The organism is Nocardia sp. JCM 34519.1 (assembly GCF_020361265.1).
Lineage (GTDB): Bacteria > Actinomycetota > Actinomycetes > Mycobacteriales > Mycobacteriaceae > Nocardia > Nocardia arthritidis_A.
The window spans coordinates 96,013-109,175 of the sequence record NZ_JAIRBR010000007.1; the positions used below are offsets into that span (position 1 = coordinate 96,013).

The window sequence follows — 13,163 nt, forward strand, 5'->3', positions numbered from 1 at the left end:
GTTCGAAGACGCGGTGCGACTGCTCGGATTTACCTTCCGGCCGAGGCCGCGCGTACGAGAGTTACTGTAACTCGCGGTTACACATACCTCGGAGAACTGGCCCGGCTCGGGTGAATCGGCGATCGACGCCTGGGTAGCAGCCTACCAGCATGTGTCCGCGTCCGCGCGCCCGGGTGCACGCAAGCGCGGTGTAAGCCGGTGCAAGACGATCGCAATCGGGGCCCAGCACAGTGGGTTTCATGAATGAGACATTCGATGCGGTGGTGGTCGGCGCGGGGCCGGTCGGGTTGACGTTGGCTTGTGAACTCGGGCTTGCCGGGGTGAAGGTGCTGGTGGTCGAGCGGCTGGCGGAACCGGATATGACGCTGAAGGCGGGTGCGATCAATGTGCCGACGGCGCAGGCGCTGTACCGGCGCGGCCTGCTGCCGGAGCTGTTGGCCGCGCAGCGGGTATCCGTGGAGGGTTTGCGGACCTTCTCGCTGTCCGGGAAACCGCTCAGTCCCGCCTTCGATCGAGGGCTGGTGGACGGGTCGGGCGTCAGGCGCAGGCCGATCATCGGCCACTTCGCGGGCATCATGCTGTCCGGCGACAGTATCGATCCGGACGACCTGGTTTTCACCGAGATCGGCCCGGCGGGCGAGGCCTTCCTGATCACGCAGCAGCAGATGGAGGCGATATTGGGGCGTAGGGCGGCCGAACTCGGCATCCCGGTGTGGCGCGGCACCGAGCTCATCGATTTCACCGACGAGGGCGACGGTGTCTCGATCCGATTGGGCGACAAGCAGATTCGCGCCGGTTGGCTGATCGGATGCGATGGCGGCCGCAGCACGGTGCGCAAGCTCGCCGGATTCGAGTTCCCGGGTCTCGACGGGGAGATCACCGGGCATCAGGCGGTCGCGGATGTCGCCAACACCGATGGTCTGGGGGTCGGCTGGCAGTCCACCCCGAACGGCATCTACGTCTACGGTCCGACGCCGGGTCGCTTCCTCACCGTCGAGCTCGACGGCCCGCCCGCCGACCGGGACGCGCCGATCACCCGCGAGGAGCTGGAGGCCAGCCTGCGCCGGGTTTCCGGTGTGCCGGTGGAGATTTCGGCCGTCAAGTCGGCGACCCGATTCACCGACAACACCCGGCAGGCACCCGAATACCGCAAGGGCCGGGTGCTGCTCGCCGGCGATGCGGCGCACGTGCATTCACCGTTCGGCGGGCAGGGACTGAACCTCGGCGTCGGCGACGCGGTGAATCTCGGTTGGAAGTTGGCGGCCGTGATCGCGGGCCGGGTATCCGAGGAACTGCTCGACACCTACACCGCCGAGCGGCATCCGATCGGTGCGTGGGTGCTCGAATGGACAAGGGCGCAGGTCGCTTTGATGCGACTCGATCCGCGCACCCGCGCGCTGCGCGGTGTGGTGTCGGACCTGATCGGCACCACCGACGGGACGACGTTCATCTTCAAGAAGCTCTCCGGCGTGCTGCACCGCTACGACCTCGGCGGCGGGCATCCGCTCATCGGCGCTGCCGCACCGGATCTCGAACTGTCCGACGGCACCCGGCTCGGCGAGCACTTCGGCGACGGCGGCGGTGTGCTGCTCGATATGTCCGCCACCGCCGAGGTGAAATCCATTGCGGCGCAATGGTCCGACCGGGTCCGAGTCGTGACGGCGAAACCGGTGCTGCCGCAGCCGACGGTCGCGATGCTGGTGCGCCCGGACGGTTATGTAGCGTGGGCGGCCGACGATGCGAGCACCGCGGGACTCGCCGATGCGCTCACCCGCTGGTTCGGTGAGCCGGTCTGATCGCCGCGCGGGTTCCGCTGTGCCGCAGCGGAACCCGCGACAGTATTGATCGGTCGGCCAAAGTTTGTGGGGCATAAGGTTTTCAGACTTGGCACCGGAGCGCGCCGGTGTTCGGTAGCGTGGTCTGAATTCAGCTGTTCGATCGAAAGGGGCCACTGTGACCAGCACCGACCGGGACACCACCGTCACGACCATCACCGGCGCTGCCCCCGGAGTGATCATCGCGCTGCGCCGGGCCGCCAAGATCGCGGCCGAACACGGCCACAACTACATCGGCACCGAGGATCTGCTCGTCGCGCTGCTCAACGCGGAACCGATGCCGTTGTTGGAGGTGCACTGGCAGCTGCGTGGCGGTGGCGCGCTCACGTTCTCCGAGCTGCGCGAACTCGCCGAATCGATCGTTCCGGGACCGGCCATCGGCAATCACGGACCGGCGGAACCGGCGCGGGTCGAATTCGAATGGACCGGCCCGCACGCGGCGGCGTTCACGGAGGCGATCAATCGGCAGTCGTAGGATATAAGAACCGGTCATAGGATGAAATTCGCTGCGCCGTAAGCGGATTCACGGAACGGTTCCGACCAGTTGGAATAATCTGGCGATGTCCCGATACGGCGCACGATCGGTCACCGCCGACTCCAGGCGCAGCAGATCGGCGTAGTAGGCCGGATCGGCCTTGTCGACAGTATCGCTCTGCAGATCGCAGATACTGCGAATTCCATAGTGCGCCAGCACTTTCGCATTCGCATCGGTGAGCATGCCGCGCAGTTCGGCCGCGGTGAGCAGTGCGAATTCGGCGCCGAAGACCTCGCTGCGCTGGCGGGTGGCATCGAGTTCGGTGAGCGCGGTCGCCGGATCGAGCCGGCGCACCGCGGTGATCAGCGGGACCGAATCGCGGTTCACCGCGATCATCGAGAACACCCCGCCGTGGCGCAGCGGCCCGAGTGCGGTGCGCACACCGGCGGCGATATCGTCCAAGTACTGGATCACGTTGTGACACAGCACCACATCGAAATCGCCGTCCTCGATCTCGGCCGCGGCGACCGGTAGGCACCGCACCGTTTCCGTGAATCCGGCTGCGGCGACCCGTTTTTCGGCCACGGAAAGCATCGCCCCGTTGGGGTCCGCGATCGTCACGCGGTGGCCGTGGGCGGCGAGCCGCAGCGCGTCGCCGCCGTCGCCGCCACCGATATCGAGGATGCGCAGCGGGCCCGGCGGCAGATGCCGGAGCAGGTTCGTCTCCGCGAGTGCGTAACGCAGGCGCCCCCAAGGGCTTTCCTGCCAGGCGTGCCAGGATGCGAGGTCGGGTTGGTCGCGCATTGGCGCGACTGTACTCGGATCAGACGGATACGGAGGTTTCGTCGACGGTGCGGCGCGGGCCGGTGAACCAGCGCCGGGCCGAGGCGAGCCACCAGACGGTGATCGCGCCGACCACCGCGACGAGCGCTATCGGCGCGTAATTCACCGCGTTCCAAGTGAATCCGTCGTTCCACGGGAAGCCCTTGGCGTCGGTCGGCAGGATGAACAGCACGCTGATGGCGACGATCCAGACCAGCGAGACGATGCCGACCGGTCGATACCATGCACCGAGTTGCCAAGGGCCGGTAGCGAATCGGGCGCCGTGCCACTGCCGGAGCAGGATCGGGATGCCGTAGGCGATGTAGAGGCCGATGGTGGCGACGGAGGTGGCCGCGGCATAGGCGGTCGGCGCGTTCGCGGCGGGCACCAACATCGACGGGATCAGCAGCACGAAGGCCCAGAAGGAGATGAACAGCACCGCGTGCACCGGCACCTTGCGCGCCGAAAGCCGGGACCAGTAGGCCGATCCCGGCACCGCGCCGTCGCGGGCGAAGGCGAACAGCATCCGGGAGGCCGCGGTCACCGACGCGTAGCCGCAGAACAGCTGGGCCACCGCCGCAATGATCAGCAGCAGCCCGGACCAGAACGAGTCGAGCGAGTTGCGCAGGATGAAGATCACCGGATAGCCGCTGTTCTTATCCGGATTCAACGCGTCGTCGAGGTTGGGAATCGCGAAGGTGACCGCCAGTATCAGCAGATAGCCCGCGACCGCCGAGACGACGATGGTGTTGATGATGCCCTTGGCCGCGCTGCGCGCCGCGTCATGCGTCTCCTCCGACATATGCGCGGACGCGTCGTATCCGGTGAACGTGTACTGCGCGTGCAGCAGGCCGAGCAGGAAACTGAACCCGACCCCGCCGAATCCGATCGCGCTGTTCTCCACGGTCTTGGTGAAGACGAATCCGACGCTCTGGTGATGATTCGCCCCGATGCCGAGCACGGCGACGAAGATCAGCACACCGGCCACATGCCACCACGCGGACACATTGTTGATCAGCGCCGACAACCGGGTGCCGATCGCGTTGAGCACCGCGTGCGCCACGAGAATGACGACGAAGACGAGAAATATTGCGGTGCGGTCTGTTCCGATATCGATGCCGATCACGTTCAGCACCGCGGTTGCGAATACCGCCGCGCCGTAGTCGATGGCCGCGGTGACCGCGATCTGCCCGATCAGATTGAACCAGCCGGTGAACCACCCCCACACCGGACCGCCCAATTCGGCCGCCCACCAATACAATCCGCCGGAGGTCGGATACGCCGAGGCCAATTCGGCCATGGCGAGCCCGACGAACAGGACCAGCACCGAGACCAGGGGCCAGCCCCATGCCATGGTGATCGGCCCACCGTTGGCCAGCCCGATCCCGTAACTGGCGAGGCCGCCGGTGAGGATGGAGACGATGGTGAAGCTGATGGCGAAGTTGGAGAAACCGGACCAGGTCCTGGCCAAATCCTGCTTGTAGCCGAGTTCGGCGAGCCGCCGTTCGTCGGCCGACGGCGCAGGCTCGTCACCGCTCGATACTGTATTCATAACTGCTCCCGCATGAAAACGCCTCTCTCGTACGGCGTTTCGCCCAAGTGTGCGGCGACCGGCCAGCGATCGTGCGAAAAACGGCAAAACGTAATGGAAGGCCCACCCGTCACCCGACCACCATCCCCTCATCGAATCGCTACGCGATGCCAAATCAATCCCGACCCACGGTTCGAACGACGGAACCCGGGTCGGTATAGTCGCTCCGGATGATTAGTGTGACCACCCCGATAGGCCGAATTCAGTGAACCGTCGTTTCGGGCCCGTCGTGTGGCTGATTCCCGCCGTCCTGGTCGTATTGTCCGTGGTGTACCAGTACGTGCCGCTATGGCCGCTGGACCCGATCACCGGCGATTTCATCGATCTACAGGTGTACCGTCTCGGCGTCGAGGCGCTGTGGCACGGCCGGGATATGTACGGCACGCTGCCGCCGACCACCCTCGGCATCGGGCTGCCGTTCATCTATCCGCCGTTCGCGGCGCTGGCACTCGGGCCCTACGCCTTCCTGCCGTGGGGGATCGCGAAGGTCGCGTTCTTCATCACCTCGGTGCTCGGGCTGGCGCTCACCCTGTACCTGGTGGCGCGCCGGATCTGGCCCGGCGAGTCGGCGCGCCGGACCGCGCTGCTGGTCGGCGCGTGCGCGCTGCCGCTGGCCATGCTGTTGGAGCCGGTACATCAGACGCTGGACTTCGGCCAGGTCAACATCATCGCGATGGCCTTGGTCGCGGCGGACTGCCTGACCGAGAAGCCGCGCTGGCGGCGCGGCATCCTGGTGGGCGTCGCCGCGGCGATCAAGCTGACCCCGGCCGCGTTCGTGCTGTATTTCCTGGTGCGCCGGGAGTACAAGGCGGCGGCCACCGCGGCGGTATCGGGTGTGGTGGCGACGCTGCTGGCGTTCGCGGTGCTGCCCGCCGCTTCGGTGCGGTACTGGTTCGGCGGTATGGGCAATCTGTCCGGGTTGAGCGGTTCGGCATTCCGTACCAATCAGTCGATTCAGGGCATGCTGACGCGGTTGGGCTTCACCAAGCCGACTTCGACGCTGATCTGGCTGGCCATCGGCGTCGTACTGCTCTTGCTGGTCGCGACGGCGATGCGCAGGGCCGCGGCCATGCCCGCCCTCGCCTTCGCGTTCAACGCGGTGTTCACGCTGCTGCTCTCGCCGATCTCGTGGTCGCACCACTGGGTGTGGATCGCGCCCGCGCTGCTGGCCATGGTCGGCTACGCGACCCGGTTGCCGTCGCGACAGGCCATCGGCTGGTATGTCACCAGTGCGGTGACCGCCGCGATATTCGTCTACGGTCCGCAGGACTGGCTGCCCGGCGACGATAAACGCGAGCTGGCGTGGACACCGTGGCAGCACGTCATCGGCAATACCTATGTGTGGTTCAGCGTGCTGCTGGTGCTGCTGTACCTCGCCGCGAGTAGGCGGCTGCCGAGCGCGACGGAAGCGGTCGCCGAAACCAGGGAGCCGTCGCTCACCGGTTCCTGATCTTGATCGGTAGCGTTGGTGTCATGACTGAGCGACTGGTGGTCATCGGCGGCGACGCGACCGGAATGTCGGCGGCCTCGCAGGCCCGCAGGCTGCGCACGGCCGCCGAATTGGAGATCATCGTCTTCGAGCGGAGCCGCTTCACCTCCTATTCCGCGTGCGGAATTCCGTACTGGGTGGGTGGCGCTGTGCCGCAACGGGATTCGTTGATCGCGCGGACCGAGGCCGAACATCGGGCGCGCGATATCGACCTGCGGATGCGCACCGAGGCGATCGCCATCGATGTCGCGGGCGGCCGGGTGCTGGCCAGGGATCTGGCATCCGGCGCCGAAACCTGGACGGACTACGACAAATTGGTGATCGCGACCGGTGCGACGCCGATCCGGCCGGAACTGCCCGGAATCGACGCGATCGGGGTGCACGGCGTGCAGACCCTCGACGACGGGCAGGCGCTGCTGGACACCCTCGACCGCATCGACGGCAGGCGGGCGGTGGTGGTCGGTGCGGGCTACATCGGGGTGGAGATGGCGGAGGCGCTGATCCAGCGCGGATTCGAGGTCACGGTCGTCGATCGCGGCGGCGAACCGATGTCGACGCTCGACCCGGATATGGGCGCGCTGGTGCGAGATGCCATGTCCGGCATGGGGATCGAGGTGATCGGCGACGCCGAGGTGATCGAATTGCGCACCGATGGCGATGGCCGGGTCCGCGCGGTGGTCACCAAGGATGCCGAAATCCCGGCCGATGTGGTGGTACTCGGCATCGGGGTGCGCCCGGCGACCCGCCTCGCGCGCGAGGCGGGCCTGCCGCTGGGCGCGTCCGGCGGGCTGCTCACCGATCGCGCGATGCGGGTGCGTGGATACGAAAATATCTGGGCCGGTGGCGATTGCGTCGAGGTGCTGGATCTGGTTTCGGGGGAGCTGCGCCACATTCCGCTCGGCACACACGCCAACAAGCACGGCCAGATCATCGGTTCCGGCGTCGGCGGCGGATACGCCACGTTCCCGGGCGTCGTCGGTACCGCGGTGAGCAAGGTGTGTGATCTGGAGGTGGCGCGAACCGGGTTGCGCGAGAAGGACGCCCGGGCCGTCGGACTCCAATTCGTCACGGTCACCATCGAATCCACCAGCCGCTCCGGCTATTATCCGGGCGCGGCGTCGATGCGGGTGAAGATGCTCGCCGAACGCCGCACCGGGCGGCTGCTCGGCGTACAGATCGTGGGGCGCGAGGGCGCGGGTAAACGGGTCGATGTCGCCGCCGTCGCACTCACCGCCGGGATGACCGTCGAACAGATGGTCGCGCTGGATCTCGGTTACGCGCCGCCGTTTTCGCCGGTGTGGGATCCGGTGCTGGTGGCGGCGCGCAAGGCGATGGCCGCGGTGCAACGAGACCGTTAGTCCTCGTGGATCGGGTCCGGTAACGACCAGCGGTCGCCGCGGCGCGGATGCAGATAGAGCAGGTAGTACAGCGCGCCGAGCACCATGGTGCCGACGGCGACGGCGAGTTGGGCCCAGCCGTCGAGCAGCACCCGGTACGCGACGTAGAGCACGACGGCGATGACGATCAGCGGCGGCGCTGGCCACAGCGGCATCCGGTAGCCGCGGCTGGGCAGTGCGCCCGTGCGGCGCAGCCGCAGCGCCGAAAGCGCGACCATCAGATAGACCAGCACAACGGCCGCGCCGGTCGCGGTGATGAGCCAGTTCAGCGGCAGGAATGCGGCTGCGAGACCGGCACATCCACCCACCACGATGGTCGCGGCCACCGGCGCGTGCGTCCGGGTGTGCACCGCGCCGAGCACGGCATCGATCGGTCCGGGCCAGGAGCGGTCCCTGGCCGAGGCGAACAGCAGCCGCGCGATCTGCAGCACGATCGCGATGACCGCGTTGATGATGGCGATCGCGATGCCGACGCTCACCGCGTCGTTGATCGCCGCGCCGCCGCGGCTGGTGAGCAGGTAGTTCATCGGCGCGGCGGCACCGAGCAGTCCCGGCATGCTCGGCGCGCCCGAAACCACCGCGGCCAAAGGGATTACCTCGACCGCGACGGTTATCGCGAGGCTGATCATGATGATCCGGCCGATCGAGCGAGCCGCGTTCCTGGTCTCCTCGACGTAGTACACGGCCTGGCCGTAACCGTTGTACGCGAACAGCGCGACGGGCACGAACGCGACCAGCGCGCCCGTGCTCACCCCGACCACGTGGCCGGAATCCATTGTCCGCGCGTGGAAGAACTCGCCGGGGCCGCGTTCGTAGTGCGCGAAACCGAGTACGGCCAGGACGGCGACGGCGATGATCTCGATGGTCAGCGCAATACCCGTGATCCAGGCGTTGGTGCGGATGTTCAGCAAGGCGATCAGCGTCGTGCCCGCGATCACCGCGACCCCGATCCACTTGCCGCTCAGCCCGGACCACACCACGCCGAGATAGGACCCGGTGCCGAGGGCGATCACCGCGATGATCAGCATCCCGGTCACCAGCGTGAGCAGAAAGGTCGCGAATCCGGCGGACTTGCCGAGTAGCCTTGCGGCCCAAGAATATTCGCCGCCGGCAATGGGATATGTCGCGGATAGTTCCGCGTAGCACATGCCGACGAAGACGGCCGCGGCCGCCGCGATCAGGAATGCCGTCACGGCCGCGCCGCCGGCCCCGAGCAGGACGGCGGGCGCGATGATGAAAACGCTGGACGCGGGGGTCACCGCGGATAGCGTCACGAGGATGTTCTCCCGCATGGACAGCGAGCGGGAAAGCTGCTGGGCGTATCTGGGCAGAGGTTCGGTCATGACAACCCCTTTCTTCGACGATCGATCAAAGAATGCGGGTAATCGCCTGTCCGTACCGGCAAAACGGGCTAATCTTCACTTAACCGACAGTCAGCTAACAGGATTCGGGTTGGGCAGGAAGAAGAATCAGGACGCGGCCCGCGCGGCCATCGTCGATGCGACGCTCAGCGCCATCCGGGTTCGCGGCGTCAATGCGCTGCGGGTCCGCGACGTCGCCGAAATCGCCGGTGTCTCAACAGGAACCGTGCACTACTACTTCGACGATTTGGACAACCTACTGCGCGCGGTGCACCGCCAGGCCAGCGAACGCTTCTTCGCCGACCGGATGACGATGGTCGCCGGTATCGCCGATGCCAGGGCGAAGATGCGCGCCATGATCGTCGCGGGCATTCCGAGTTCGGCCGACGATCCGCTGGTGGTCGCGCTCTATCAGCTCAACAACCACCTGAACTTCCGCGACGAGCACGCCGCACTGCTCACCGCGCTGTACGAGAAACAGGTCGCGCTGTATCTCGCGGTGCTGGAAGTCGGTGTGGCGCAAGGGCATTTCACGCTCACCGAAACCGCGCTCGATATCGCCAACAATTTGGTCGCGCTGGAGGACGCGTACGGGCTGCACATCATCACGCCCAATCGCGCGGTGCCGCCCGCCCGCGCCGCCGCGCTGATCTGCTCCTACGCCCGCACCGCGACCGGCTGTTCGACCATAACGACGATCGGCGAGGTGACCGGCGATGACCGTGGCGCATAGCGATTCGACGGGTCGGCGCGCTCGCGAGCTCGGACTCGAACTGCCGGGAACGCCGGGGTCGCACAACGCGATCACCGATGTGCCGGGTGTCGAGGTCGGCTACCGGACGTTGATCGAAGGTGAAGGGCCCCTGGTGGTCGGGCGGGGGCCGGTGCGCACCGGCGTGACCGCGATCCTGCCGCGCGGGCGGGCCGGGGTCGGGCGCCCGTGCGCGGCGGGCTGGTACTCGCTGAACGGTAACGGCGAGATGACCGGCACCACCTGGATCGACGAGGTGGGTGAATTGTGGTCGCCCATCACGATTTCCAATACGCACGCCATCGGCGCCTGTCACATCGGCGTGGTCGAATGGATCAACGCGGTGCGTCCTGCCCTGGCGCGGCAGTGGTTGCTGCCGGTGTGCGCGGAGACCTGGGACGGGTATCTCAACGACATCAACGGCGGTCACGTCACCCCGGATGTGGTTCGCGCGGCGCTGGATTCGGCGCGTCCGGGACCGGTGGCCGAGGGTTCGGTGGGCGGCGGCACCGGCATGAACTGTTACGGATTCAAGGGCGGCAGCGGTACCGCGTCGCGCCGGATATCCTTCGGTACAAAGGTATTCACGATCGGCGTATTCGTGCAGGCCAATTTCGGCGCCCGCGCCGAACTGACGATCACCGGCTGCCCGGTCGGCCGAATGCTCGACACCCCGAACCCGCTGGAATCCGACGACTGGTTCGAGCAGGATATCGCCGGGCCGGGCGCCGGTTCGGTCATCGTCATCGTCGCGACCGATGCGCCGCTCGATGCCGCCCAGTGCAAGGCCATCGCGCGGCGGGTTCCGCTGGGCCTGGCCCGCACCGGCACCACCGGCAGCGTGTTCTCCGGCGATATCTTCCTGGCCTTCAGCACCGCGAACGATCGCCCCGGTGCCACTTCGTTTCCGGCGCGGGCGATTTCGGACGCCGAGCTGGAAACCCGGATCGTCCTGCCGTGGAACCGCATGGACCTGCTTTATGCGGCGGTGGCGCCCGCGGTGGAGGAGGCCGTGCTGAACGCGCTGTTCGTCAACGCGGAGATGACCGGCCGCGACGGCCACCGGTCACCCGCGTTGCCGAGGGAAGCGGTGCTGGCCCTTGTCAATTCACCCAGTCACCGTGACCGCCGACCCGATTGATCGCGATGCGAATCAGGTCACCGGGCCCCAGCGACGGATCCTCGAAGGAGTGGGAGTCCGGTCCGATATACGCCTTCGCGAGCCGGGTGAGCAGTTCCCGGCCGCCGGGTCCGACGACCTCCGCCGTACCCTCGACGACGAGGTATTCGGCGAGCCCGTGCGCGTCGTTCCGCCCCGATTCGTAGGACACCGAAACCCGCTGATCCCGTTGCAGATTACGGACATAGCGCTTGTCCAGTCCCATCGAGCCGATGGTGAGCGCATCGGGTTCGGCGAAGGTCCAGACGCACCGGACGAGCGGCGATCCGTCGGGGTTCACCGTGACGAGGTGGGCGAGCAGACCGCCGTTGATCGCGGCAACGGCCTTGTCGGACAGGGTAGTTGGCATGTAAGACAGTAACTCGCAGGGGTTGTGGGATGTTCCGAATCAGCTTGACACGCCTCCCTTGTGGCTCGTACGTTCGAACATACATACGAATCGAAGGTATGGAAGTGGGTCTGTGATGACCGATCCCGTCTTCGCAATCTACGGCGCCACCGGGCACACCGGACGGTTGGTCGCCGCCGAACTACACGCTCGCGGAAGGCAACTGGTGTTGTCCGGCCGCGATGGGCAGGCACTCGACGACCTGGCGAAACAGTTGGATGCGCGCAGTCATCCCGCGGCCGTTGACGATCCGGTCGCGCTGCGCGAACTCACCGATCAGGCAACGGTGCTCATCCACTGCGCAGGCCCGTTCAAGGAGACGGGGGAGCCGGTCGCGGCGGCCGCCGTCGCGGGCGGCTGCCACTACATCGATCACGCGCTCGAACCACATCACGTCAAACGGCTGTTCGATTTCGAACCGCTGGCACAGCGCCAGCACGTCACGATGATTCCGTCGATGAGCTTCTGCGGCGGCTTCGGCGATCTGCTCGCCGCGGCGGTGGCCGACGGATTGAGTGCGATCGATCGGCTCGTGGTCGCCTACTCGATAACCGGATGGCGGCTCACCACCGGCGCATTGAACACCGCGCGCCATTTGTTCGCGGAGACCGAACGCATTTCGTTCACCGACGGCGCCATCGCGCTCGGCTACGTCGAACCGCGCAATGCGGTATTCCCGTTCCCCGCACCGCTGGGGCCGCGCCGGGTGATCGCGCCGGTGCCCTATCCGGAGGTGCTCACGGTGCCGCGACATACGCCGGTGCGCGAGGTGGAGGTGATGCTCACGGCGCGGACCTTCGAGGAGGACGGCGTGTTCAACAGCGCCGATGTCGATCCCGAGGCCAGGGCGGCCACCGAATTCACCATTGCGGTGCAGGCGATTTCGGCGCACGGCGGATATGCCGGGCACCTCGGCGGGCGCGATCTGTGGCGCGCGGCGGCGCTGGCCTCGGTGACGGCCGCCGACCGGCTCGCATTCGGCGAAGGTCCCGGCAAGGCGGGCGTGCTCACTCCGGCCGAGGCTTTCCGCGCTCGACCGTTCCTGCACACGCTGGAACAGCTCGGCGCGATCACGGTCGCGCTCTGAGCGGCGGCGGCCCGTGCGGATATGCCTGCCGCACGGGCCGTTTCGTCCGACTCGCCGGGTTTCCCGGTCGATTCGGGCGATCGCGCCGTCGCGCCCAACACCCGGCCATACCATCGAGAAATGTCCGTCCCGCAGAGTGGCTCGACGCTGATCGAAGGCCGGGTCGTGCACAAGACGTCCAATGCGCTGAAGATCACCTTCCGGAGCGGGCCGGGCGATCCGCTCGCCGAGGGCGTGCAGGGTGCGGGCGACGGGATGGGTGCGAAGCTGGCAATCCTGTTCGGATTCAAGAACGGTGGCACCGGCAGACATCGGATCACCTACGCGGACGGGTCGGCGGTTTGGGTGCGGTCCGCATCCGCCGCGCCCACCGTGCTCAGCCGCGACGACGGTGGCGAGATCGCCACCATTCGGCGCGGCGACACCTCGACGGCGGTGGCGGCAACGGGCGGAACGCTTTTCACGTTCGTGCCGGATCCGGCCGAGCCGAAGACGCCTGAGCTGTTCCGAATGCTGGTGCGGGACAAGGGTGATCAGGAGTTCGGCAGGCTGGACGTGATCCGCACCGCCGGCGGCTGGAGCGTCGGGCGGCTGGTCGACGAGCTCTACGACACCTACATCTGGTGGGACCGCGCGGGCGAACCGCTGTCGGTGCCGATTCTGGGAACTCGGCTGTTGCTGCGCACCCCGGTCGACGGTTTGGCCCGCGACGTATTGCTGGGTGCGTGCGCGGATATCACGCTCGGCCTGCGTCCCTACATCGCCGCGATGAAGTAGACCGACCCGC

Annotated in this window: 12 protein-coding genes; 8 read left to right on the plus strand and 4 right to left on the minus strand. The window is 67.0% G+C overall.

The genetic code is table 11. The annotated features are described in order from the left end of the window. Nucleotides 1-239 precede the first annotated feature (239 nt). Nucleotides 240-1,796 (plus strand): FAD-dependent monooxygenase, encoded by a 1,557-nt coding sequence (locus LGY53_RS19315; RefSeq protein WP_225728071.1) that lies wholly within the window; start codon nt 240-242, stop codon nt 1,794-1,796. Nucleotides 1,797-1,953: 157 nt separating this feature from the next. Next, nucleotides 1,954-2,310, plus strand: a complete 357-nt coding sequence (locus LGY53_RS19320) for a Clp protease N-terminal domain-containing protein (RefSeq protein WP_167475609.1) — start codon at nt 1,954-1,956, stop codon at nt 2,308-2,310. 48 nt (nt 2,311-2,358) lie between these two features. On the opposite strand, the gene LGY53_RS19325 is transcribed toward LGY53_RS19320, so the two are convergent. Continuing rightward, complete coding sequence (locus LGY53_RS19325) at nt 2,359-3,114, minus strand: bifunctional 2-polyprenyl-6-hydroxyphenol methylase/3-demethylubiquinol 3-O-methyltransferase UbiG (RefSeq protein ID WP_225728072.1); 756 nt, start codon at nt 3,112-3,114, stop codon at nt 2,359-2,361. Between the two features lie 19 nt (nt 3,115-3,133). Beyond that, nucleotides 3,134-4,684, minus strand: coding sequence for an amino acid permease (locus LGY53_RS19330; protein ID WP_225728073.1), 1,551 nt, complete (start codon nt 4,682-4,684; stop codon nt 3,134-3,136). A gap of 244 nt (nt 4,685-4,928) precedes the next feature. Between LGY53_RS19330 and LGY53_RS19335 the strand changes: the two genes are divergently transcribed. Next, nucleotides 4,929-6,173: a glycosyltransferase 87 family protein gene (locus LGY53_RS19335; RefSeq protein WP_225728074.1), complete on the plus strand. Its 1,245-nt coding sequence runs from the start codon at nt 4,929-4,931 to the stop codon at nt 6,171-6,173. A gap of 23 nt (nt 6,174-6,196) precedes the next feature. Then, entirely contained in the window at nt 6,197-7,570 is a 1,374-nt protein-coding gene (locus tag LGY53_RS19340; protein ID WP_225728075.1) for an FAD-dependent oxidoreductase, read from the plus strand. Here LGY53_RS19340 and LGY53_RS19345 read toward each other — a convergent pair. Continuing rightward, nucleotides 7,567-8,952 (minus strand): APC family permease, encoded by a 1,386-nt coding sequence (locus tag LGY53_RS19345; RefSeq protein WP_225728076.1) that lies wholly within the window; start codon nt 8,950-8,952, stop codon nt 7,567-7,569. The two genes, LGY53_RS19340 and LGY53_RS19345, sit on opposite strands and share 4 nt — an antisense overlap. Before the next feature lie 109 nt (nt 8,953-9,061). Between LGY53_RS19345 and LGY53_RS19350 the strand changes: the two genes are divergently transcribed. Continuing rightward, nucleotides 9,062-9,703 carry a TetR/AcrR family transcriptional regulator gene (locus tag LGY53_RS19350; protein WP_225728077.1) on the plus strand — a complete coding sequence of 214 codons (642 nt, stop codon included), beginning with the start codon at nt 9,062-9,064 and terminating at the stop codon, nt 9,701-9,703. Continuing rightward, nucleotides 9,687-10,862 (plus strand): P1 family peptidase, encoded by a 1,176-nt coding sequence (locus LGY53_RS19355; RefSeq protein WP_225728078.1) that lies wholly within the window; start codon nt 9,687-9,689, stop codon nt 10,860-10,862. The genes LGY53_RS19350 and LGY53_RS19355 overlap by 17 nt, the downstream gene beginning before the upstream one ends. Here the strand turns inward: LGY53_RS19355 and LGY53_RS19360 are convergent. After that, the gene (locus LGY53_RS19360) at nt 10,825-11,250 is read right to left on the minus strand and encodes a pyridoxamine 5'-phosphate oxidase family protein (RefSeq protein ID WP_225728079.1); all 426 of its coding nucleotides are present in this window, start codon (nt 11,248-11,250) and stop codon (nt 10,825-10,827) included. The genes LGY53_RS19355 and LGY53_RS19360 overlap by 38 nt on opposite strands. 115 nt (nt 11,251-11,365) lie before the next feature. On the opposite strand from LGY53_RS19360, the gene LGY53_RS19365 reads away from it, so the two are divergent. Next, nucleotides 11,366-12,376, plus strand: a complete 1,011-nt coding sequence (locus LGY53_RS19365; protein WP_225728080.1) for a saccharopine dehydrogenase NADP-binding domain-containing protein — start codon at nt 11,366-11,368, stop codon at nt 12,374-12,376. Nucleotides 12,377-12,496: 120 nt separating this feature from the next. Beyond that, entirely contained in the window at nt 12,497-13,153 is a 657-nt protein-coding gene (locus LGY53_RS19370; protein ID WP_225728081.1) for a hypothetical protein, read from the plus strand. The last annotated feature ends 10 nt before the right edge of the window (nt 13,154-13,163 follow it).